Annotated in this window: 21 protein-coding genes; 12 read left to right on the top strand and 9 right to left on the bottom strand. The window is 72.6% G+C overall.

Translation table 11 applies throughout. The features are described from left to right. Positions 1–96 precede the first annotated feature (96 nt). From ACZ42A_RS16395 to ACZ42A_RS16385, 3 genes are all read left to right on the top strand, one after another. Positions 97–3,807, top strand: coding sequence for an ABC transporter ATP-binding protein (locus ACZ42A_RS16395; RefSeq protein WP_468527872.1), 3,711 nt, complete (start codon positions 97–99; stop codon positions 3,805–3,807). Positions 3,808–3,896: 89 nt separating this feature from the next. Then, complete coding sequence (locus ACZ42A_RS16390) at positions 3,897–4,286, top strand: hypothetical protein (protein ID WP_468527871.1); 390 nt, start codon at positions 3,897–3,899, stop codon at positions 4,284–4,286. An 89-nt stretch (positions 4,287–4,375) separates the two neighbouring features. After that, positions 4,376–5,794: a S28 family serine protease gene (locus tag ACZ42A_RS16385; RefSeq protein WP_468527870.1), complete on the top strand. Its 1,419-nt coding sequence runs from the start codon at positions 4,376–4,378 to the stop codon at positions 5,792–5,794. Positions 5,795–5,821: 27 nt separating this feature from the next. Here ACZ42A_RS16385 and ACZ42A_RS16380 read toward each other — a convergent pair whose 3' ends face one another. The 3 genes from ACZ42A_RS16380 to ACZ42A_RS16370 form a co-directional block, all read right to left on the bottom strand. Next, positions 5,822–6,460, bottom strand: coding sequence for a hypothetical protein (locus ACZ42A_RS16380; RefSeq protein ID WP_468527869.1), 639 nt, complete (start codon positions 6,458–6,460; stop codon positions 5,822–5,824). A gap of 121 nt (positions 6,461–6,581) precedes the next feature. Next, on the bottom strand, positions 6,582–8,408 hold the full coding sequence (locus ACZ42A_RS16375) for a glycoside hydrolase family 3 protein (protein WP_468527868.1): 1,827 nt from the start codon (positions 8,406–8,408) through the stop codon (positions 6,582–6,584). Between the two features lie 379 nt (positions 8,409–8,787). After that, complete coding sequence (locus tag ACZ42A_RS16370; protein ID WP_468527867.1) at positions 8,788–9,705, bottom strand: LysR family transcriptional regulator; 918 nt, start codon at positions 9,703–9,705, stop codon at positions 8,788–8,790. Positions 9,706–9,827: 122 nt separating this feature from the next. Here ACZ42A_RS16370 and ACZ42A_RS16365 point away from each other — a divergent pair, with 122 nt between their 5' ends. Further along, complete coding sequence (locus ACZ42A_RS16365) at positions 9,828–10,745, top strand: EamA family transporter (protein WP_468527866.1); 918 nt, start codon at positions 9,828–9,830, stop codon at positions 10,743–10,745. A gap of 4 nt (positions 10,746–10,749) precedes the next feature. Then, complete coding sequence (gene aroA / locus ACZ42A_RS16360) at positions 10,750–11,991, top strand: 3-phosphoshikimate 1-carboxyvinyltransferase (RefSeq protein ID WP_468527865.1); 1,242 nt, start codon at positions 10,750–10,752, stop codon at positions 11,989–11,991. On the opposite strand, the gene ACZ42A_RS16355 is transcribed toward aroA, so the two are convergent. Both ACZ42A_RS16355 and ACZ42A_RS16350 read right to left on the bottom strand, forming a co-directional pair. Continuing rightward, positions 11,975–12,616 carry a LysR substrate-binding domain-containing protein gene (locus tag ACZ42A_RS16355; RefSeq protein ID WP_468527864.1) on the bottom strand — a complete coding sequence of 214 codons (642 nt, stop codon included), beginning with the start codon at positions 12,614–12,616 and terminating at the stop codon, positions 11,975–11,977. The genes aroA and ACZ42A_RS16355 overlap by 17 nt on opposite strands. Next, the gene (locus tag ACZ42A_RS16350; RefSeq protein WP_468527863.1) at positions 12,613–12,918 is read right to left on the bottom strand and encodes a LysR family transcriptional regulator; all 306 of its coding nucleotides are present in this window, start codon (positions 12,916–12,918) and stop codon (positions 12,613–12,615) included. Before ACZ42A_RS16350 ends, ACZ42A_RS16355 begins: the two co-directional genes overlap by 4 nt. Positions 12,919–12,969: 51 nt before the next feature. Here ACZ42A_RS16350 and ACZ42A_RS16345 point away from each other — a divergent pair, with 51 nt between their 5' ends. Continuing rightward, the gene (locus ACZ42A_RS16345; RefSeq protein ID WP_468527862.1) at positions 12,970–13,548 is read left to right on the top strand and encodes an RBBP9/YdeN family alpha/beta hydrolase; all 579 of its coding nucleotides are present in this window, start codon (positions 12,970–12,972) and stop codon (positions 13,546–13,548) included. Here ACZ42A_RS16345 and ACZ42A_RS16340 read toward each other — a convergent pair. The 3 genes from ACZ42A_RS16340 to ACZ42A_RS16330 all read right to left on the bottom strand — a co-directional run bounded on the left by ACZ42A_RS16340 (position 13,532) and on the right by ACZ42A_RS16330 (position 15,971). Continuing rightward, a complete protein-coding gene (locus ACZ42A_RS16340) occupies positions 13,532–14,335 on the bottom strand; it encodes a sugar phosphate isomerase/epimerase family protein (RefSeq protein WP_468527861.1) in 804 nt (267 codons plus the stop codon). The genes ACZ42A_RS16345 and ACZ42A_RS16340 overlap by 17 nt on opposite strands. An 18-nt stretch (positions 14,336–14,353) precedes the next feature. Continuing rightward, entirely contained in the window at positions 14,354–15,286 is a 933-nt protein-coding gene (locus ACZ42A_RS16335; RefSeq protein ID WP_468527860.1) for a bifunctional helix-turn-helix transcriptional regulator/GNAT family N-acetyltransferase, read from the bottom strand. Between the two features lie 88 nt (positions 15,287–15,374). Continuing rightward, positions 15,375–15,971: a dihydrofolate reductase family protein gene (locus ACZ42A_RS16330; protein WP_468527859.1), complete on the bottom strand. Its 597-nt coding sequence runs from the start codon at positions 15,969–15,971 to the stop codon at positions 15,375–15,377. Positions 15,972–16,158: 187 nt separating this feature from the next. Here ACZ42A_RS16330 and ACZ42A_RS16325 point away from each other — a divergent pair, with 187 nt between their 5' ends. From ACZ42A_RS16325 to ACZ42A_RS16315, 3 genes are read left to right on the top strand one after another with little or no spacing between them, the layout of a single operon-like run. Beyond that, positions 16,159–16,551 (top strand): tautomerase family protein, encoded by a 393-nt coding sequence (locus tag ACZ42A_RS16325; RefSeq protein WP_468527858.1) that lies wholly within the window; start codon positions 16,159–16,161, stop codon positions 16,549–16,551. A 14-nt stretch (positions 16,552–16,565) separates the two neighbouring features. After that, entirely contained in the window at positions 16,566–17,285 is a 720-nt protein-coding gene (locus tag ACZ42A_RS16320; RefSeq protein ID WP_468527857.1) for a bleomycin resistance protein, read from the top strand. A gap of 24 nt (positions 17,286–17,309) precedes the next feature. Beyond that, positions 17,310–17,906 carry a hypothetical protein gene (locus tag ACZ42A_RS16315; RefSeq protein WP_468527856.1) on the top strand — a complete coding sequence of 199 codons (597 nt, stop codon included), beginning with the start codon at positions 17,310–17,312 and terminating at the stop codon, positions 17,904–17,906. Positions 17,907–18,032: 126 nt separating this feature from the next. On the opposite strand, the gene ACZ42A_RS16310 is transcribed toward ACZ42A_RS16315, so the two are convergent. Beyond that, a complete protein-coding gene (locus ACZ42A_RS16310; RefSeq protein ID WP_468527855.1) occupies positions 18,033–19,079 on the bottom strand; it encodes a LacI family DNA-binding transcriptional regulator in 1,047 nt (348 codons plus the stop codon). 362 nt (positions 19,080–19,441) lie between these two features. On the opposite strand from ACZ42A_RS16310, the gene ACZ42A_RS16305 reads away from it, so the two are divergent. The 3 genes from ACZ42A_RS16305 to ACZ42A_RS16295 are packed head-to-tail and all read left to right on the top strand — an operon-like array spanning position 19,442 to position 22,580. Next, complete coding sequence (locus tag ACZ42A_RS16305; protein WP_468527854.1) at positions 19,442–20,593, top strand: Gfo/Idh/MocA family protein; 1,152 nt, start codon at positions 19,442–19,444, stop codon at positions 20,591–20,593. Continuing rightward, positions 20,590–21,741, top strand: a complete 1,152-nt coding sequence (locus ACZ42A_RS16300) for a dihydrodipicolinate synthase family protein (protein WP_468527853.1) — start codon at positions 20,590–20,592, stop codon at positions 21,739–21,741. The genes ACZ42A_RS16305 and ACZ42A_RS16300 overlap by 4 nt, the downstream gene beginning before the upstream one ends. Positions 21,742–21,779: 38 nt before the next feature. Then, positions 21,780–22,580, top strand: a complete 801-nt coding sequence (locus ACZ42A_RS16295) for a sugar phosphate isomerase/epimerase family protein (RefSeq protein ID WP_468528097.1) — start codon at positions 21,780–21,782, stop codon at positions 22,578–22,580. Positions 22,581–22,641 lie beyond the last annotated feature (61 nt).

Here is a 22,641-nt window from a genome sequence, read left to right as displayed (position 1 = left end):
GACTGTTGCGGAGGGATGAAATCCGCTTCCGCGCGCGTTGGTGCCTTCCGGACGATCAGGTCACCCGGATCTGGTGAGAACACGGAGGGCACCGGCGTGGAACCGCAACGGGGATGGGCACGACGACTGTGGGGCTACGCCTGGCGGTACCCCAAGGACGTCGTCCTCGCCCTCGGCTCCTCCCTCGCCGGCATGGCCCTCATGGCCGTCGTCCCGCTGATCACCAAGGTGATCATCGACGACGTCGTAGGCGACAAGACCCGCGCCATGGCCCCCTGGGCCGGCGCCCTCATCGGCGCCGCCCTCCTCGTCTACGTCCTCACCTACATCCGCCGCTTCTACGGCGGCCGGCTCGCCCTCGACGTCCAGCACGACCTGCGGACCGAGATGTACGGCACGATCACCCGGCTCGACGGGCGGCGGCAGGACGAGCTGTCCACCGGTCAGGTCGTCGGGCGGGCCACCAGCGACCTCCAACTGATCCAGGGCCTGCTCTTCATGCTCCCGATGACCATCGGGAACTTCCTGCTCTTCCTGATCTCCCTGATCATCATGGCGTGGCTGTCCATCCCCCTCACCCTGGTCGCCCTCGCCGTGGCGCCCGCGCTGTGGTGGATCGCCAAGCGCAGCCGGACCAAGCTGCACCCCGCCACCTGGTACGCGCAGGCGCAGGCCGCCGCCGTCGCGGGCGTCGTCGACGGCGCGGTCAGCGGCGTACGCGTGGTGAAGGGCTTCGGGCAGGAGGAGCAGGAGACCCAGAAGCTGCGCGAGGTCGGGCGGCGGCTGTTCGCGGGGCGGCTGCGGACCATCCGGCTCAACAGCAAGTACACCCCCGCCCTCCAAGCCGTGCCCGCCCTCGGCCAGGTCGCCATGCTGGCGCTCGGCGGCTGGCTCGCCGTACGCGGGAACATCACGCTCGGCACCTTCGTCGCCTTCTCCACCTACCTCGCCCAGCTCGTCGGCCCGGTCCGGATGCTCGCCATGGTCCTCACCGTCGGCCAGCAGGCCCGCGCCGGCACCGAACGCGTCCTGGAGCTGATCGACACCGAGCCGACCCTCACCGACGGCACCAAGGAACTGCCCGCCGACGCGCCCGCGACCGTCGAGTTCGACGACGTCTCCTTCGGCTACGACCCCGACCGGCCCGTCCTCGACGGCCTCTCCTTCGAGATCCGCCCCGGCGAGACCCTCGCCGTCGTCGGCTCCTCCGGCTCCGGCAAGTCGACCGTCTCCCTGCTCCTGCCGCGCTTCTACGACGTCACGCGCGGCGCCGTGCTGATCGGCGGCCACGATGTGCGCGAGCTGACCCTCGACTCGCTGCGCGCCGCGATCGGCCTGGTGCCCGAGGACTCCTTCCTCTTCTCCGACACCGTCCGCGCCAACATCGCCTACGGCCGCCCCGACGCCACCGACGAGGAGATCGCGAAGGCCGCCCGCGCCGCCCAGGCCGACGGCTTCATCGCCGAGCTGCCCGACGGCTACGACACCGTCGTCGGCGAGCACGGCCTGACCCTCTCGGGCGGCCAGCGCCAGCGCGTCGCGCTCGCCCGCGCGATCCTCACCGACCCCCGGCTGCTGGTCCTCGACGACGCCACCTCCGCCGTGGACGCGCGCGTGGAGCACGAGATCCACGAGGCGCTGAAGCAGGTCATGGAGGGCCGTACGACCCTGCTGATCGCGCACCGCCGCTCCACCCTCAACCTCGCCGACCGCATCGCCGTCCTCGACGGTGGCCGGCTCGCCGACCTGGGCACCCACGAGGAGCTGCAGAAGCGCTCGGCCCTGTACCGCCGGCTGCTCACCGACCCCGACGAGCTGGGCGGCGTCTCCCCGGGCCACACCCCGCCGGCCGTCCCGCAGGACGACGAGGACACCTCCGTCCGCGAGGAGCTGGACGCCGAGTTCGACGCCGAGCGCGGGGTCACCCCCAGGCTGTGGACCGGCGACCGCGAGCCGAAGGACACCGCCCTCTCCGGCACCCCGGCCACCCCGGAGCTGCTGGCCCAGGTCGACGCCCTGCCCCCGGCGACCGACACCCCGGACGTCGACGAGACGCGGGCGGTCCGGCCGGAGGAGTCGTACGGGCTCAGGCGCCTCCTGAAGGGTTTCGGGCTGCCCCTGCTGGTCAGCCTGGCCCTGGTCGCGGTGGACGCGGGCATGGGCCTGCTCCTCCCCGTCCTGATCCGGCACGGCATCGACAGCGGTGTCTCCGAGCTGGCCCTCGGCGCGGTCTGGGCGGCCTCCGCGCTGGCCCTGGCCGCCGTACTCGCCCAGTGGGCGGCGCAGATCGGCGAGACCCGGATGACCGGCCGCACCGGCGAGCGGGTCCTCTACTCGCTGCGCCTGAAGATCTTCGCCCAGCTCCAGCGGCTCGGCCTCGACTACTACGAGCGGGAGCTGACCGGCCGGATCATGACCCGGATGACGACGGACGTGGACGCGCTGTCGACGTTCCTCCAGACCGGCCTGGTCACCGCGTTCGTCTCGGTCGTCACCTTCTTCGGCATCATGATCGCCCTGCTGGTGATCGACGTGGAGCTGGCGCTGGTGGTGTTCGCGACCCTGCCGCCGCTGATCGTCGCCACGTACTTCTTCCGCCGGGCGAGCGTGAAGGCGTACGAACTCGCCCGCGAGCGGGTGTCCGGGGTCAACGCCGACCTCCAGGAGACCGTCGCCGGGCTGCGGATCGTGCAGGCGTTCGGCCGCGAGCGGGACGGCGGGCGCCGGTTCGCGGAGCGCAGCGACGGCTACCGGCGGGCCCGGGTGCACGGCCAGTGGTTGATCTCCGTGTACTTCCCGTTCGTGCAGTTCCTGTCGTCGGTCGCGGCGGCCGCCGTGCTCATCGTGGGCGCCGGGCGGGTCGACGCGGCCACCCTGACGACGGGCGCCCTGGTGGCGTACCTCCTCTACATCGACCTGTTCTTCGCGCCGGTGCAGCAGCTCTCCCAGGTCTTCGACGGCTACCAGCAGGCGTCCGTCTCCCTCGGCCGCATCCAGGAACTCCTGCGCGAACCCACCTCCACGCGGACCGCCGAAGTACCCCTGGACGTGCTCTCCCTGCGCGGCGACATCGCCTTCGAGGACGTGAACTTCGCCTACGGGGCCGAGGAAGAGGCCCTCACCGGCATCGACCTGCGCATCCCCGCCGGGCAGACCGTGGCGTTCGTCGGCGAGACCGGGGCGGGCAAGTCGACGCTGGTGAAACTGGTGGCCCGGTTCTACGACCCGACGTCCGGCCGGGTCACCGTGGACGGCCAGGACCTGCGCGCCCTCGACCTCACCTCCTACCGGCACCGGCTCGGCGTCGTCCCGCAGGAGGCGTACCTCTTCCCCGGCACCGTCCGCGATGCCATCGCCTACGGCCGCCCCGACGCCACCGACGCCGAGGTGGAGGCCGCCGCCCGCGCGGTCGGCGCCCACGAGATGATCGCGCGCCTGGAGGGCGGCTACCTCCACGAGGTCGCCGAGCGGGGCCGCAACCTCTCCGCCGGGCAGCGCCAGCTGATCGCGCTGGCCCGCGCCGAGCTGGTCGACCCGGACATCCTGCTCCTCGACGAGGCCACCGCCGCCCTCGACCTGGCGACGGAGGCACAGGTCAACCAGGCCACCGACCGGCTCGCGGGCCGCCGTACGACTCTCGTCGTGGCCCACCGCCTGACCACGGCCGCCCGCGCCGACCGGGTCGTCGTCATGGACCACGGGCGGGTCGCCGAGGACGGCACCCACGAGGAGCTGCTGGCGCGCGGCGGGCGCTACGCCGAGCTGTGGCGGACCTTCGTCGGGGAGGACGCCCCCGTGGTGGCCTGACGGCCCCCGCGCAACCATCCGGCGTACGCTGCGCGTCCGTACATCCGTACGTCAATCTGCCGAGGGGTGCGGCACGGGAGGGGACGACTGTGGACTCGGGTGCGATACGACGGCGGCTGGCGCTCGGACTGTCCGTGCTGACCGTGTCCGGACTGTTCGCGCTCGCCGCCCCGGCCGAGGCACACGCGGCTTCCGCGCCGTGCCCCGGCCGCAAGGTCAGGACGCTGCCCTTCTCCACCGGCTCCGTGCACGTCTACAAGAGCGGGGGCTACGTCTGCGCGGCCACCTACGCCAAGAACCCCGGCCCCCGGCGGACCATGACCGTCAGCGTGCAGGCGCGCGGCCACCGTCCCGTCCCCTACAAGGGCAAGCACCGGTACCACACCCCGGGAGTGAAGGTGTACGCCGGGCAGCGCTGCGTCTGGGTGAAGGGCTCGGTGAGCGGGGGATCGGTCAGCTCGGGCTGGATCCTCTGCTGAGCGAGGCACCTGTTGCCGAACTCCCCCTGGTGTGAACCGGGTTGCTCCGATAGCTTCCGGCGCACATCTGTTCTCACAGGGGAGGGTGCATGCGCAAGGCGCTCAGATGGCTGCTCGCGCTCGTGGTGCTCATAGGCACCGTGAGCACGGCGGGGACGGCCACCGCCGCCCAGCCGGAGGCCACCGACATCAAGGACCGGCTCCTCGCCATACCCGGCATGAGCCTGATCGAGGAGAAGCCGTACCCCGGCTACCGCTTCTTCGTCCTGAACTACACCCAGCCGGTCGACCACCGCCGCCCGTCGCAGGGCACGTTCCAGCAGCGGATCACCGTGCTGCACAAGGACGTCTCCCGTCCGACCGTCTTCTACACCAGCGGCTACAACGTCTCCACGACCCCCAGCCGCCGCGAGCCGACCCAGATCGTGGACGGCAACCAGGTCTCCATGGAGTACCGCTTCTTCACCCCGTCCCGTCCCAGCCCGGCCGACTGGACCAAGCTGGACATCTGGCAGGCGGCCAGCGACCAGCACCGCATCTTCAAGGCGCTCAAGCCCGTCTACGACAAGAAGTGGCTCTCCACGGGCGGTTCCAAGGGCGGCATGACGGCGACGTACTACGAGCGCTTCTACCCCCGCGACATGGACGGCGTCGTCGCCTATGTCGCCCCCAACGACGTGGTGAACAAGGAGGACTCGGCGTACGACGACTTCTTCGCCACCGTCGGCACCAAGGAGTGCCGCGACCGGCTGAACGGCGTGCAGCGCGAGGCGCTGGTGCGGCGGGATGCGATGGAGGAGCGGTACGCCAAGTACGCGGCCGACAACGGCTACACGTTCCACACCGTCGGCACCCTCGACAAGGCGTACGAGGCGACCGTCCTCGACTACGTCTGGGGCTTCTGGCAGTACAGCCTGCTGTCGGACTGCGGCACCATCCCGGCGGACGCGAAGAACGCGACCGACGACGAGATCTGGAACTCGATCGACACCGTCGCCGGCTTCTCCTTCTACACCGACCAGGGCCTGGAGCCGTACACGCCGTACTACTACCAGGCGGGCACCCAGCTCGGCGCGCCGACGATCCACTTCCCGCACATCGAGAAGCAGTACGTCCGCTACGGCTACCTGCCGCCGCGCTACTTCGTCCCGCGCGACATCGAGATGACCTTCCAGCCGGGCGTGATGCGCGACGTGGACACCTGGGTCCGCCACAACGCCCGTCAGATGCTCTTCGTCTACGGCGAGAACGACCCATGGGGCGCCGAGCCCTTCCGCCTCGGCAAGGGCGCACGCGACTCGTACGTCCTCACCGCACCGGGCGCCAACCACGGCGCGCGGGTGGCCGGCCTGGTGGAGGACGAGAAGGCGCTCGCCACGGCGAAGATCCTCCAGTGGGCAGGCGTGGCCCCGGCCGCCGTCCAGGCGGACGCGTCGAAGGCCAAGCCGCTGGCCGCGTACGACGCGAAGCTGGACAAGCGGATGCCGGAGCGCACGCTGCGTCCGTAACTCCCCTCGTGTGCCCGCCCCCGATGGCTACAGGGGGCGGGCACACCCCACCGGGTTCTCGCCGCCGAGCTGGACGTACAGGGCCGTCGGCGGTGGGCAGTCGGCGCGCCGGCCGACTGCCTCCGTCACCTTGTACTCCGGGTCGCGCTCGCCCCCGCCGTCGCAGCGGGTCTCGCGGACCTCGCCGTCGCCGGAGCCGTAGACGCAGTCGCCGACGATGGTGCGCGGTCCGCCTCCGCCGCCGGGGTCGCCGGGGTGCGGGGGCTGGAGGGAGCGCATACAGGCGTAGCCCTGGGGGACCGCGCCGTCGCCGTCCTCGTCGGAGGACGGGCGCTGTTCGCTGATGTGCAGCACGAAGTCGGTGGTCCCGGGGCACAGCGGCCCGTCGCTCACCGTGCCGTCGTGCCGGGCCACGACCCGGGCCGCGGCCCGTTCGCTGTCGCAGGACACCTCCGTGAAGCTCGTCGTACCGAACGAGCTGCACTCGTCGACGGCCAGGAACTCCGCCCCGTACCCCGAGGGCACCATCCCGGCGGCGGGTGTGGTCGCGCTCGGACGTGGACTGCCGCCGTCGTCGTCCTCCGCCGCCGGCGGTCCCTGGCAGGCCGTCAGCAGTGCCACGAGCAGGCCGAGCGCGGCGTCGCGCAGGGCACGTCTTCCGACCATGTCCAATTTCCCCCACCCCCGTCCAGCGTGACCCGCCGCGGCGGGCACACGCCAGACGCGCTGGGTGCTTTGCGCCCGTTGGGGGTGGTGCGCCGGGTGTGTGACGTAGGGCTGAATACGTCTAGTACGTCAGGCCGTGGCCGACGGGGTACAGCACCCGGGTCGGATCGTCGGCCCGCTGCACCGGCACGGGCAGCTTTCCGCGCGGATCCACGACTCCCGCGATCACCCGGGCGGCGGCCCGGACCTCGACGTCCGTCCAGGAATAGGTGGCCAGGTACGCGCGGACGCCGGGCAGCCGGGCCACGTCGTACGGGTTGCGGACGGCCACCCCCACCACCGGGCGGCCCGTCGCCAGCAGGCGCTCCACCAGGGTCTTCTGGCTGCTGGTCGCCGTGACGTTGTACGTCGCCACCACCACCGCGTCCGCGTTCCCGGCCGCCGCGACCGCCCGGTCGATCACCGCCGTGGACGGGGCGGTGCCCGTGGAGAGGGCGGTCGCGGTGAAGCCCAGCCCGGTCAGGGCCTTCGCGAGGACGCCGGTCGGGGGGCCCGTGGTGCCGGACGGGGAGGCCGGGTCGGCGCCGACCACCAGCAGGCGGGGCGTCTCGTCGGGGGAGAGGGGGAGGAGGCCGTCCTCGTTCACCAGGAGGGTCGTCGTGCGCTCGGCGACGCGGTCGGCCGTCTTCAGGTGGGCCGGGATGCCGACCGTGCCGTCCACCGTCTCCTCGTCGGTCCACGGGTCGTCCAGCAGCCCCAGCTTCGCCTTCAGCCGCAGCACCCGGAGGATCGATTCCTCCAGCCGCTGCTCCGTCAGCTCCCCGTCCTGGACGGCCTTCAGGACCGCGTTCCAGGCCAGGTCCAGCTTGGGCGCGTTCAGCAGCTGGTCCACGCCCGCCTTGAGCGCGAGCACCGGCACCCGGTCGTCGCCGTACTTCTGCCGTACGCCCGCCATGTCGAGCGCGTCGGTGACCACCACCCCGTCGAAGCCGAGCTGTTCGCGCAGGATGCCGGTGAGGATGGGGCGGGAGAGGGTGGCCGGGTCGCCGGAGTCGTCGAGGGCAGGGACCAGGATGTGCGCGGTCATGATCGAGTCGATGCCGGCCTCGATCGCGGCGCGGAACGGCGGCGCGTCCAGCGTCTCCCACTGCTCGCGGGTGTGCCTGATGACCGGGAAGCCGTAGTGGCTGTCGGTCTCGGTGTCGCCGTGCCCGGGGAAGTGCTTGGCGGTCGCCGCGACGCCGGAGTGCTGGTAGCCGGCGGTCTCGGCGGCGACCAGCGCGGACACCGCTCCCGGGTCGGCGCCGAAGGAGCGCACGCCGATGACCGGGTTGGCCGGGTTGACGTTCACATCGGCGACGGGGGAGTAGTCCTGCCGTACGCCCATCGCGCGCAGTTCCTTGCCCGCGATCCGGCCGAGGGCGCGGGCGTCGGTGCGGGAGCCGCCCGCGCCGATGGCCATCGCGCCCGGGAAGAGGGTGGCGGGCTTGCCGATGCGGGCGACTATCCCGTGTTCCTGGTCGGTGGAGATGAGCAGGGGCAGGCGGTGCGGGAGCGCCAGGGACGCCCGTTGCAGGCCGTTGGAGAGGGCGGCGATCTGGTGCGGGTCGCGGGTGTTGTGCGCCCAGGCGAAGTAGATGACGCCGCCCAGGCGGTACCTGGCGACCAGCTCGGCGGGGGTGCGGACGCCGAACTCGCGGAGGTTGGCGTCGACGTCGGCCTGGTCGGGCGCGGTGGCGGAGTGGCCGTAGGCCCGGGAGACGAAGAGCTGGCCGACCTTCTCCTCCAGGGTCATCCGGGAGATGAGGCCGCGCAGCTTCCAGTCGCTGTGCGCGTGGGCGGCTCCGCCGACCGTGAGGGCCGCGGTGACGCCCGCGGTGGCGGCGAGGACCGTACGTCTGGAGGGTTTCGCGGTGCTTCCTGTGCTTCCCGTGCCGGTGTGGTGCACATGCGCTCCTTCCGGAGGAGGGCCGTTGGAGGTCCGCTGACCGTCGATCACCGATCGACTGAAGGAAACTTCCGAGGTGTCACCAATATCCGGGAAGTTTCTGCCAGTCAAGGGAACGCACAGTACCCGGCGAAGGGGCGGCCACAGGCGCATGACAGTACCCAGCGAGGGGGCCGCCATCGGCGCATGGGAGGGGGGCGCGCCGATGGCGGCATACCGCCGGCCGCGCCTGCGGCGGAGAGGGTGGTCAGCGTTCGCAGCCAGCAGCGAGGCCGACACCGCGGCGCGGTGACTCTCCGGCGGTTCGGCGGTTGGACGGCGGCGGCCCGGGGCGGGTTCCCGGGATCCCGCGGATTGCGCGAAGTCGGTGCCGGTGGGGTCAACGGGGCGACTGCGCCGCCACCATGGGCCAGTGCTCCCGCAGGGTGCGCACGGTCTCCGCGATCGCCGGCCGCCCCGCCGCCCCCGTGCGCCACAGCGCGTACAGCCGCCGTACGGGAACGGGGTCGAGCGTCACCTCCACCGCCCCCGCGGGCAGCGGACCCCGGCCCAGCCGGGGGATCAGCGCGATACCGAGCCCGGCGGCGACCAGCGCCACCAGGGTCGGGTTCTCCTCGGCCTGGTGGACGATGTCCGGCTCGTGCCCGGCGGCGCGCAGGGTCCGCATCAGCCAGTCGTGGCAGACCCGCCCCGGCGGCGGACACAGCCACCGCTCCCCGCCCAGCTCCTCCCGCCGCACCCGCTCACGCACGGCGAAGGGGTGGCCCTCCGGCACCAGCAGCGTGCACAGGTCGTCGCCGATGACCGCCTGCTCGACCCCGGGCGGCACCCGCAGCGGCGCGATGTCCCAGTCGTGCACGACCGCCAGATCCACCGCGCCCTTGGCCACCCTCCCCACCGTCAGATGCGGGTCGGCCTCGCTGAGCCGGGCGTCCAGCGCGGGATGCCGGGCCGCCAGGTCGGCCAGCACGCCGGGCATGAGTCCGCGCGCCGCCGACGCGAACGCGGCGATCGTCAGCCGCCCCGCCGGGGTGCCGCGCCGCTGCTCCAGTTCGGTCTCGGCGCGCTCCACGATGGCCAGCAACTCTCCGGCCGCGTCGACGAGTTGATGCGCCTCCGGGGTCAGCCGCACCCCGCGACCCTCCCGTTCCAGCAGCGCCGTGCTGGTCTCCCGCTCCAGCTTGGCGATCTGCTGGGAGACGGCGGACGGGGTGTAACCCAGGGCCGCCGCGGCGGCGCCGACCGAGCCGTGCACGGCGACGGCGTGCAGCGCGCGCAGGCGGTGCAGATCGAGCATGACGGCCCTCCTGATCCCGCAGCGATTCGATTCCGCGTCGATGTCGATTCAGCGTTGCTTCATCCAACCATGCAGGAATCATCGCTGGTCCTTCATGGTCGCCAAGGGTGATCGTGGACGGCATGCGCCCAGCCCACCTCGCCCTCGCCGTCCTCGTCGCCGCCGTCTGGGGCGTCAACTTCACCGTCGCCCAGGTCGGCCTCGACCACTTCCCGCCGCTGCTCTTCTCCGCCCTGCGGTTCCTGGCCGCCGCGCTCCCGGCGGTCTTCCTGGTGGGGCCGCCGAAGGTGGCCTGGAAGTGGATCCTGGCGGTGGGGCTGGTGCTGGGCGTGGCCAAGTTCGGCCTGCTCTTCGTCGCGATGGACACGGGCATGCCGGCGGGGCTGTCCTCGCTGGTCCTCCAGATACAGGCGGTCTTCACGGCGCTGATCGCCTTCGCCGCGCTCGGCGAGCGCCCCTCCCGCACCGGTGTGCTCGGCATGGCGGTGGCCGTCGCCGGGATCACCGTCGCCGCGGTCGACGAGGGTGCCTCCGGCTCGCTGGTGCCGTTCGCCCTGGCAATGGGCGCGGCCGCCTGCTGGGGCGCCTCCAACGTCCTGACCCGCAAGGCGGCACCCCCGGACGCGCTGAACTTCATGGTGTGGGTGAGCACGGTCCCGGTGCTGCCCCTGCTCGCCCTGTCCCTGCTGCTGGAGGGCCCCTCCCGGGACTGGGAGGCCCTGCGCGCCCTGGACTGGCAGGGCGCCGGAGCGGTCCTCTACGTCGCCTGGATCACCACGGTGTTCGGCTTCGGCGCCTGGGGCTGGCTGCTGCGCCGTCACCCGGCGTCCACGGTCGCCCCGTTCTCCCTGCTGGTCCCGGTCTTCGGCATGTCCTCGGCGGCCCTGCTGCTCGGCGAGCCGGTGAGCCCGCTGCGCTGGTGCGCGGCGGTGCTGCTGGTGGGAGGCGTGGCACTGGCCTCGTGGACGCCCCGGGGGGCGCGGCGCGAGGTCCATACGGTGGACGTTCCCGCGCGCGAGGTGACGGTCGGCCGATCATAAGGACATGCCCGTAGTCGACATCCCCGGTTCCAAGTCCATCACCGCCCGTGCCCTCTTCCTCGCGGCGGCGGCCGACGGCGTCACCACCCTCGTCCGGCCCCTGCGGTCCGACGACACCGAGGGCTTCGCCGAGGGCCTGGTGCGGCTCGGCTACCGGGTCGGCCGCACTCCGGACACCTGGCAGGTCGACGGCCGCCCCGAGGGCCCCGCCGCGCCGGAGGCCGACGTCTACTGCCGCGACGGCGCGACCACCGCCCGCTTCCTGCCCACCCTCGCCGCCACCGGCCACGGCACCTACCGCTTCGACGCCTCCCCGCAGATGCGCCGCCGCCCCCTGCTGCCGCTCACCCGTGCCCTGCGCGACCTCGGCGTGAAACTCCGCCACGAGGAGCAGGAGGGCCACCACCCGCTGACCGTCGAGGCGGCCGGCGTGGAGGGCGGCGAGGTGACCCTGGACGCGGGCCTGTCCTCCCAGTACCTGACGGCGCTGCTCCTGCTCGGCCCGCTCACCCGGCGCGGCCTGCGCATCACCGTCACGGACCTGGTCTCCGTGCCGTACGTCGAGATCACGATCGCGATGATGCGCGCGTTCGGCGTGGAGGTACGCCGTGAGGGCGCCACGTACGTCGTGCCGCCGGGCGGGTACCGCGCCACCACCTACGCCATCGAGCCGGACGCCTCCACCGCGAGCTACTTCTTCGCCGCCGCCGCGCTCACCGGCGGCGAGGTGACCGTCCCCGGCCTCGGCGCGGGCGCCCTCCAGGGAGACCTGGCCTTCGTCGACGTCCTGCGCCGCATGGGCGCCCACGTGGAGACCGGCGCCGACCGGACGACCGTGCGCGGCACCGGCGAACTGCGCGGCCTCACCGTCAACATGCGGGACATCTCCGACACCATGCCGACCCTCGCGGCGATCGCCCCGTACGCCTCCGGCCCGGTGCGCATCGAGGACGTCGCCAACACCCGCGTGAAGGAGTGCGACCGGCTGGAGGCCTGCGCGGAGAACCTGCGGCGGCTCGGCGTGCCGGTGGAGACGGGCCCGGACTGGATCGAGATCCACCCGGCGCGGCCGGCGAGCGACGTCGAGATCAGGTCCTACGGCGACCACCGCATCGTGATGTCCTTCGCGGTGGCGGGCCTGCGCGCGCCGGGCGTCTCCTTCGACGACCCGGGATGCGTCCGCAAGACCTTCCCCGGCTTCCACGAGGAGTTCGCGCGGCTGCGCGCGGCTATCGGCCTCGGCTGACGTCGCGGGCGGTGGCGGCCAGCTGCTCCCGTACGGCGGCGAGCACGGGATCGCCCTCCGCGCCCGCCCGTACGGCCGCGAAGACGTTCCGCGACGGGGGCGGGCCCTGCGTGGGCGGCAGGGCGATCCGCCGGTGCGCGTACACGTCCCGCACCAGCCGGGGGATCAGCGCCACGCCCTGCCCCGCCTCGACGAACGCCGCCACCGCCGCCCAGTCGTTCACCGCGTGCCGCACGTCCGGCGTGAACCCGGCCGCCGCGCACACCGACCGCGCCACCGCGCCGCAGCAGCTGTGCGGGGCGCCGACGATCCATGCCTCGGTGGCCAACGCGCGCAGCTCGACGGGCTTTTCGCGCCCGGCGAGCGGATGCCCCGCCGGTACGGCGAGGTCGAGGACGTCGGTGAGCAGGTCGGTGCGGCGATAGCGGCGGTCGGTGTGCGGGGGAGCGGCGGCGAAGTCGACGGCCACGGCCACGTCGATCCGCCCCGCGTCGAGGTCCGTGAACACATCCGGCGGTTCGGCCTCGACGACGTCCACCCGCAGCAGCGGAAACCGCTCACGCAGGGCCCGCAGCGCGCCCGGCAGCAGCCCGAGCACCGCGCTGGAGAAGCAACCGACGGTCACCGCGCCCCGGCCGCCCGACCGTAGGCCGCCAAGTCGGCGCGGGCCCGCTCCAGTTGGGCCGCGATCAGCTCGGCGTGGGCCAGCAGCACCCGCGCCTGGCCGGTGAGCCGTACGCCCCGGCCGTCCCGCTCGGTGAGCGGCACACCCGCCTCCCGGGCCAGCGCGGCGATCTGCTGGGACACCGCCGAGGGCGTCAGATGCAGGGCCTCGGCGGTGCGCGCGAGCGTGCCCCTGCGCTGCAACTCGCGCAGCACGGCGAGCCGGCGCAGGTCGATGGTGAAGCTCCGGCTTACGTCTTCCACCGCGAAAGATTAACTGGACCGAATGAACGAGCGGCGGAGACGATCATTCGCATGACCTCCTACCTCATCCTCCACGGCTGGCAGAACCACCGCCCGAAGGACCACTGGCAGCACTGGCTCGCCGACCGCCTCACCGAGCACGGCCACGCGGTGACCTACCCCCAGCTCCCCGACCCCGACGACCCGGACCTGGAGGTCTGGCTGACCGAACTCGCCCGCCATCTGGCGGCCCTGGACGGGGAGGAGCGCGTGGTGGTGGCGCACAGCGCCTCGGTCCTGCTGTGGCTGCACGCCGTGGCCCGGGGCGAGGTGAAGCCCGGCGCCGTCGACCGGGTGCTGCTGGTGGCACCGCCGCCCGCCACCGTCGTCGTACGGCATCCGGAGATCGCGGCCTTCGCACCGCCCCCGCTCGCCGATGTGCGCCTGACCGCCGGGACGCGGCTGGTCGCCGGTGACGACGACCCGTACTGCCCCGAGGGTGCCGCCACGGTCTACGGCGGACCGCTGGGCGTTCCGACGGACATCCTGCCCGGCGCGGCCCATCTGGACCTGGACGCCGGCTACGGGCCGTGGCCCGCCGTACTGGACTGGTGTCTCACCGCGAGGGTCCCGCTCAGGCCGATTCGTTGAGCAGCCGCGCCAGGTGCTCGCGGCCCGCGCCCAGCAGGCCGGGCAGCGGGGCCGCCGCCTCGTACCAGCGCTTCTCGTACTCCCAGCACAGCCAGCCGTCCCAGCCGTGCCGGGACAGCACCTCCACGCACTCGGCGAGCGGGAGGACGCCCGCGCCCAGCGGGAGCGGGGTGGTGTCGTCGGCGGAGACGATGTCCTTGACCTGGACGTAGCCGAGGTGCGGGGCGAGAGCGGCGTACGTCTCCGCGGGCTGCTCACCGCCCAGCCAGGTGTGCATCACATCCCACAGCGCACCCACGTTGCGGTGCCCGACCGGGCCCAGGACCCGGATCGCGTCGGCGCCGGTGCGGTGCGAGTCATGGGTCTCCAGGAGGATCCGGACGCCCGCGTCGGCGGCCCACTCGGCGGCCACGCCCAGCCGCCGGGCGGCCGTCGCGTCGGCCTCCTCCGTCGGCTGGCCCACCACATCGGCGCCCGGGAAGACCCGGACGAAGGGGGCGCCCAGATCGCGGGCCAGGTCGAGCAGGGCGCGGACCTCCGCCAGCACCGGCTCGTCGTCGCCCGGCGCGGCCACGCGCGCGTATCCGGCGAGGCCCAGCAGGTCGACTTCGGACGCCTTGAACTCGGCGGCGACGTCGGCGCGTTCGTCCGGGCCGAGGCCGGGGTGCACCGGTTCCTCACGGTGCGCGCGCAGCTCGACCCCGTGATAGCCGTGCTCCGCCGCGAGGCGCAGCACATCGGGGAGGGGGAGACCGGGGACGCCGAGGGTGGAGAACGCCAGCTTCATACTCAGCGACCCTACTCGTCACTCCGCCCGCGCGCGCAGATCCAGCCGCCAGTCCTGTCCGACGAGATCCTTCCCGAAGGAGCGGTGCGGCTTCTCGGCGACGAGCACGAACCCGTGGCGCTGGTAGATCCGCCGGGCGGCGGCGAGGACGTCGTTCGTCCACAGCACCACCTCCCGGTAGCCGGCCCCGCGCGCGAACTCGACGACCGCCGTGACCAGCCGGTCGCCGATGCCGAGGCCGCGCGCGTCGGGCTCGACGAGCAGCAGCCGCAGCCGGGCGGCGCCGGGCGCCTCGTCCCGTACGCACATCACACACCCCACCGGTCCGCCGTCCACCTCGGCGATCCACACCCGCTCCAGATGCGGGTCGTGGTCCTCGGCGAAGTCGGCGACGATCCTCGCCACCAGCCCTTCGTAGTCGGCGTTCCAGCCGTACTCGGCGGCGTACAGCGCGGCGTTGCGCTGCACGATCCAGCCGAGGTCGCCGGGGGCGGGCGGGCGCAGCACGACGTCCTCGGGGCGGCGCGCCCGCTCGCCGGACAGCAGCGTCCGCACCGTCCGAAGCGCCTCCGCGAGCCGCGGCCGGTCCTCGGGCGCCACCTTGGCCAGCAGCGCGCCGACCGTCTGCCGGGCCCGCTCGTCCAGCAGGTCGGCGGCCTCCCGCCCGCGCGCGGTCAGCCGGATCCGCCGCCGGCGCGGATCGTGCTCCGACGGCCCGCGCTCGACGAGCCCGTCCTCCTCGAACTTGTTGAGGATGCGGGTCAGATACCCGGCGTCCAGATGGAGCTGGGTGCGCAGGTCGGCGACGTCGGTGCGCGGTGAGTGCGCGAGCTCGTAGAGCACGCGGGACTCGGTGAGGGTGTACGGGGCGTAGAGGTGGCGGCCGTAGTCCAGCGCGCCGATCACGTTGGTGTAGAAGCGGTTGAAGGAGCGGATGTCCTGGACGGTCATGGTGGACCCCGAGTTTCTTTGACTCAGTCAGAGGTACCGTCGGTTTCGAGCGTAGGCGCGCGAGCCGCTCCCGTCCATGGCGCTGCCGCTACTCGGCCGTCGCCCGCCGGTAGACGTTCACCAGCGTGCCGACGTCCGACTTCGTCGTGGAGACCAGCTCGAACGGGAACTTGTCGCCCCCGCTCGGGAAGATCGTCTTGCCGCCGCCGAGCACCACCGGCATCACGATGAGCCGCAGCTCGTCGACGAGGCCCTCGGCGATCAGCGTGCGGGCGAGGGTCGGGCTGCCCATGACCAGCAGGCTGCCGCCATCGCTCTCCTTCAGCTTCCGCAGCTCGGCGACGGCCTCGGAGCGGGGGATCCGGACGGAGTTCTCCCAGGTGAGGTCGGACTCGCCGAGTGAGTCGGAGACGACGTACTTCCGGATGGAGTTCATCCGGTCCGCGAACGGGTCCCCCGCCCGATCCGGCCACGCCGCCGCCATCGTCTGCCACGTCCGCCGCCCGAAGAGCAGCGCGTCGGCCTCCTCCAGCGCCGCGTCGAAGGCACCGCCGACCACCTCCGGGTCGAAGAAGGGGTGCGTCCAGCCGCCGTGCGCGAACCCGCCGTCCGTGTCCTCCTGCGGTCCGCCGGGGGCCTGGACGACGCCGTCGAGGCTGATGAACTCGCTGATGACGATGCGCATGGTGGTGTCTCCTGCGTGTGTGGATGCGGTGCAAGGTGAACGTGCTGTTGCGTGCTGTCGGGGGTTAGACGGCCGACGGGGCCGAAAGTAATCGCACGCCAGGAGATCCGCAGAAGATCGTGGCAGATTGTAACTACTAGTATGTACAGTCGCCGTACTGGCACGCACTATCACGGGAGGACCCCACATGCCCCTCGTCCGTATAGACACCCTCGGCACCGACACCCACCGCCTGGCCGCCCTCGGCCGGGCCGTCCACGAGGCCCTGATCGAGACCATCGGCATCCCGCCCGACGACCACTTCCAGATCCTCACCGCCCACAACGGCGCCACCGGCACGCTCCACTACGGCGACTACCTCGGCATCCCGCGCGACGAGGGCATCGCCTACATCGCCATCACCCTCCGTGCGGGCCGCACCCCCGACCAGAAGCGGGCCCTGTACCGCCGTATCGCCGAACTGGCCGACGCCTACGCCGGCACCGCGCCGCGCAACGTCTTCGTCACCCTCACCGAGAACGAGTCGATCGACTGGTCCCTCGGGAACGGGGAAGCCCAGTACGCACCTAGTCAAACTTGACTAGGGTGGGCGGCATGGCCGAGACGACGATCCCGATCCTGCCCTGCCGGACCCTCCAGCCCGTCCTCGACTTCTACACGGCCCTCGGCTTCGAGGTGACCTTTGAGCAGCGCAGCCCCAACCCGTACGCGGTCGTCGGCCGCGGCGGCATCCAGCTGCACTTCTTCGGTATGAAGCGCTACGACCCCGCCCAGTCGTACAGCACCTGCTACGTCCGCACCGATGACGTCGACGGCCTGTACGCGGCCTTCCGCTCCGGGCTCAAGGCGGCGTACGGCAAGGTGCCGACCCGCGGGCTGCCGCGCCTGGGGCCGTTGAAGGACACCTCGCACGGCATGCGGCAGTTCCTCCTGACCGACCCGGGCGGCAACTGCGTGCGCGTCGGCCAGGAGATCAGTGACGACCAGCACCACCGCCCCGCCCCTCAGGAGACCTTCGCCAGGGCCCTGCACCACGCCACCCTCTTCGCGGACTCCAGGGACGACCCGCACGCGGCGGTGACCATCCTCGACCGCGCACTGAACCTGCCGGACGAACGGCCCACCCCCGTGCAGCGACTGCGCCTCCTCGTGCTCCGCGCGGACCTCGCCGTCCGCCTCGGCGACGAGGAGACGGCCGCGTCCGCGCTCGCGGCGGCCCTGGCGATCCAACTCGACGAGACGGAACGGGACTCGGTGCGCGACGACCTGAACCGCGCGGCGGAGCTGCTGGACATAACCGGTGTCGAGACCTGACGCCCAGATGTGAGACTGCGCCCCATGACCGCACCCGAGCTGAGCGAAACGGACTACCTCCGCGAGATCGAACGCCTCGCCCACCGCGTCAGCGTGGAGGCGGCCGACGAGGGCTGGCGCTCCCTGGCGGCGGACCCAGAGGACGCCACCCCGCTCCAGCGCAGCGTGAACGCCCTCGCCCGGGCGCTGCGCAGTCACCACTTCGAGGGCGACGGCTGTACGGACGAGGAGGATCGCCCCCTGATCAGACTCGTCGGTGCCACCGTGCTCAAGCCCGGCTCCATGCCGGCCGGAATCGACGAAGCCTACGAGCAGGTCTGCGCACGGATCGGCGTCGAGCCTCGCCCGGAGGGGTGGGCGCTGTGGAACACGTGGGGCGAGGGGGACGTGAAGGTGACCATGGTGGTGACCGCGGTGCGGACCACCGAGGGCCTGTTCCAGAACTGGTCCCACGGCAGAGCCGTCGATCCGGTGACCCCCCTGCCGTCCCAGATCGCCCTCGTCCGCCACGGCTGGATCGGCCCGATGACCTTCTCCCCGCGCGGCGTCCGCCGTATGGGGCTCGGCGGCCGGCCCCTGCGCCAGGCGGGCCCCGGCCACCCGTTGCTCGGCCCGCCCTGAACCTCATGCCGCGCACCGCGTCCTCCGGCGCACGTGTGCGGCTACTCCGGCCGGGGCCCCCGGCGCACGCGGCCCGGTGCTCGGGTGCCCCGCCTCACCGGGCCCCGCCCTGACCGCCCTGCCGGCTCAAGCCCGCGGCACCCCGGTGGACCCCCGCACCATCAACTCCCCCCGCGCCGTGGCGATCCCGCCCGGCGGCGGCTCCTCGCGGCCCATCGCGATGCGGCCGGCCCGGGCTCCCGCCTCGGCGAGCGGCAGGCGGACCGTTGTGAGGGCAGGCACCGCGTCGATGCTGAAGGGGAGATCGTCGAAGCCGGCGACCGAGACGTCCTCGGGGATGCGCAGGCCGGACTCGCGCAGGGCGGCGCAGGCGCCGAGGGCGACGGAGTCGTTGGCGGCGACCACCGCGGTCAGGGTCGGGTCACGGCGCAGGAGTTCCAGGGTGGCCTCGTAGCCGGAGCGGCGGTCGTAGCGGCCGTGGACCGTCCAGCGGGGGTCCTCCTCGATGCCCGCGGCGGCGAGCGCGGCGCGGTGGCCCTCCAGGCGGTGGCGGGTCGTGGTGCGCTCCTCGGGGCCGGCGATGTAGCCGAGGCGGCGGTGGCCGAGGCCGATCAGGTGTTCCGTCAGCTCCTTGCCGCCGCCGCGGTTGTCGAAGGTGAGGGCGACCGCGTCGGTGTCCGGCGCGGGCGGTCGGCCGCACAGGACGACCCGGGTCCCGGCGTCCGCCAGCTTGCGCAGCTTCGCCGCCACCGCCGCCACGTGCTGCGCGTTCTCCACGGCGCCGCCGGTCAGCACGACGGCCGCGGCCCGCTGCCGCTGGAGCAGCGTCAGATACGTCAGCTCCCGCTCGGGCGAGCCGCCCGTGTTGCACACGACCGCCAGCCGCTCCCCGCCCGCACGCCCGCCAGGCCCGCCGATCTCGGACTGGATGGCACTCGCCATGATCCCGAAGAACGGGTCGGCGATGTCGTTCACGAGGATGCCGACGAGGTCGGACGTGGCCGCGGCGAGCGCGCTCGCGGGGCCGTTGAGGACGTAGTCCAGTTCGTCGACCGCCTTCAGCACCCGCTCCCGGGTCGAGGCGGCCACGGGGTAGTTCCCGTTGAGCACGCGCGACACCGTCGCGGGCGAGACCTGGGCGCGGGCCGCCACGTCCGCCAGGGTCACCGTCATCTCGTCGTCCTCCGGTCGCGCGTCTCGCGCATCTCGCGCATCTGTCGTACCTCGTCGTACGTCGTCGGCGTATCGGTCGCCGGCGGGTCCGGCGTCGCCGGGGAGGCCGGCTCCCCGCCACGACGTCGTACACGGCCCCGTGGCCGCTCACGGTTCCGTGCAGACCATATGCCCGACGGCCCCGCTTGTTCGCCCCCTCGAACAAGTCGAGTGTGCACTGGTCTTGTCCGGACCCCTGCCGAGAGGCTAGCTTCTCATCACATAGAAAGCGCTTGCTGTACCGCTCACCAGTCACTGCCAGCACGGCCAGGGGGCGTACGCGGCGCACACACCCCGCGTACGACGCCTACGAAGGGACCGACGTGACACGCAAGACGGTGCGTATCGCCATGAACGGTGTGACGGGGCGCATGGGCTACCGCCAGCACCTCGTCCGCTCCATCCTCGCCATCCGGGAGCAGGGTGGCCTCGACCTCGGCGACGGCACCGTGCTGTGGCCGGAGCCGATCCTGGTCGGCCGGCGCGAGCACGCCCTGAAGGCGCTCGCCGAGAAGCACGGCCTGGAGCACGTCGCCACCGACCTGGACGCGGTCCTCGCCGACCCGACCGTCGACATCTACTTCGACGCCCAGGTCACCTCGGCCCGCGAGGAGGCGATCAAGAAGGCGATCGCCGCCGGCAAGCACATCTACACCGAGAAGCCCACCGCCACGGGCCTCGACGGTGCCCTGGAGCTGGCCCGCCTGGCCGCCGAGGCCGGCATCAAGCACGGCGTCGTCCAGGACAAGCTGTTCCTGCCGGGCCTGCTCAAGCTCAAGCGCCTCATCGACGGCGGCTTCTTCGGCCGGATCCTCTCCATCCGCGGCGAGTTCGGCTACTGGGTCTTCGAGGGCGACTGGCAGGCCGCCCAGCGCCCGTCCTGGAACTACCGCGCCGAGGACGGCGGCGGCATCGTCGTCGACATGTTCCCGCACTGGGAGTACGTACTCCACGAGCTGTTCGGCCGGGTGACCTCCGTCCAGGCCCTCACCGCCACCCACATCCCGCAGCGCTGGGACGAGGAGGGCAAGCCGTACGACGCGACCGCGGACGACGCCGCCTACGGCATCTTCGAACTCGAGGGCGGCGCCATCGCCCAGATCAACTCCTCATGGGCGGTCCGCGTCAACCGCGACGAGCTGGTGGAGTTCCAGGTCGACGGCACGGACGGCTCCGCGGTCGCGGGCCTGCGCAACTGCCGCGTCCAGCACCGCAGCGCCACCCCGAAGCCGGTCTGGAACCCGGACATCCCCGCCACCGAGGTCTTCCGCGACCAGTGGCAGGAGGTCCCGGACAACCAGGAGTTCGACAACGGCTTCGAGGCCCAGTGGGAGCTGTTCCTCAAGCACGTCTACGCCGACGCCCCCTACCACTGGGACCTGCTGGCCGGCGCCCGCGGCGTCCAGCTCGCCGAGCTGGGCCTGAAGTCCTCGGCCGAGGGCCGCCGTCTCGACGTACCGGAGATCTCCCTGTGACCATCAAGCTCCCGGACGCGCACGGCCGACTGCGCACGTACGAGCCGCGCACCGAACCCCTCGCCGTCACTCCCGGCGCCGCCTTCACCTCCCGTACGGTCTTCTCGGCGGCGCACGTCGTCGCCGACCCCTACGCCGACGTCACCCCCGACGCCCCGGCCGCCGTCGACTGGGACGCCACCCTCGCCTTCCGCCGCCACCTGTGGTCCCACGGACTCGGCGTCGCCGAGGCCATGGACACCGCCCAGCGCGGCATGGGCCTGGACTGGGCGGGCGCGGCGGAACTGATCCGCCGGTCGGCGGCCGAGGCCAAGTCCGTCGGCGGCCTGATCGCCTGCGGCGTGGGCACGGACCAGCTCGCGCAGGGCTCCCTGGCGGAGGTCCGAGCGGCGTACGAGGAACAGCTCGCCGTCGTCGAGGAGGCGGGCGCCCAGGCGATCCTCATGGCGTCCCGCGCCCTGGCGAAGGCCGCGTCCGGTCCCGAGGACTACCTGGAGATCTACGGCCACCTGCTGCGCCAGGCCGCCGAACCGGTGATCCTGCACTGGCTGGGTCCGATGTTCGACCCGGCGCTGGAGGGCTACTGGGGCTCGACCGACCTCGACGCGGCGACGGACACCTTCCTGGAGGTGATCGCGGCGCACCCGGACAAGGTCGACGGCGTGAAGATCTCGCTCCTGGACGCCCAGCGCGAGATCGACCTGCGCCGGCGCCTCCCGCAGGGCGTCCGCTGCTACACCGGCGACGACTTCAACTACCCGGAGCTGATCGCGGGCGACGAGCAGGGCTTCAGCCACGCCCTGCTGGGCATCTTCGACCCGCTGGGCCCGCTGGCGGCGGAGGCGGTGCGGGTCCTCGACACGGGGAACGTGGCAGGCTTCCGCGCCCTCCTCGACCCCACCGTCGCCCTCTCCCGCCACCTCTTCCAGACCCCCACCCGCTTCTACAAGACGGGCGTGGTCTTCCTGGCCTGGCTGGCCGGCCACCAGTCCCACTTCACCATGGTCGGCGGCCTCCAGTCGGCCCGCTCCCTCCCGCACTTCGCCCGCGCCTACGAACTCGCCGACGGCCTCGGCCTGTTCCCGGACCCGAAGCTGGCGGAGGAGCGCATGAAGACCCTCCTGGCGATGTACGGAGTGACCCAGTGAGCGACGGACGAGGACTGGACCGCTTCTCCATCAACCAGATGACGGTGAAGCAGCTGTCGATGCCGGAACTGGCGGAGGCCTGCAACGAACTGGGCATCGGGAACGTGGGCCTGTGGCGCGAGCCGGTCCAGTCGTACGGCCTGGAGGCCACCGCCAAGCTGATCCGCGACGCGGGCCTGACGGTGACGACCCTGTGCCGCGGCGGCTTCTTCACGGCGATCGACCCGGCGGAGCGGGCCCGCGCGCTGGACGACAACCGCCGCGCGGTCGACGAGGCGGCGACCCTCGGCACCGACACCCTGGTCCTGGTCTCCGGCGGCCTCCCCGCCGGCTCCAAGGACCTGTACGGCGCGCGGGAGCGCATCGCGGACGCGCTGGCGGAACTCGGCCCGTACGCGGAGCAGCACGGCGTACGGCTGGCCATCGAGCCCCTGCACCCCATGTACGCGTCCGACCGCTGCGTCGTCTCGACCCTGTCCCAGGCCCTCGACCTGGCGGAGCGCTTCCCCGCCCACCAGGTCGGCGTCACGGTCGACACGTACCACATCTGGTGGGACGACCGGGCCCCGGAACAGATCGCCCGCGCGGGCGCGTCCGGCCGCATCCACACCTTCCAGCTCGCCGACTGGACGACGCCGCTGCCGGAAGGCGTCCTCACGGGCCGCGGCCAGATCGGCGACGGCGCGATCGACATGCGCGAGTGGAAGGCGTACGTCGAGGCCGCCGGGTACACCGGCGCCATCGAGGTGGAGCTGTTCAACGACGAGCTGTGGGCGCGGGACGGGCGGGAGGTGCTGGCGGAGACCGCGGAGAGGTTCGTGCGGCACGTGATGCCGTAGCGGAGGTGATGCGCCTGCCTCCCGAGCAGGGGGAGGGAGGCAGGCGCATCGGTGTGCAGGA

The organism is Streptomyces sp. NPDC030838 (genome assembly GCF_055572035.1).
The sequence above is the reverse complement of the archived record's forward strand: the minus strand, read 5'-3'. Positions and strand labels throughout refer to the sequence as shown.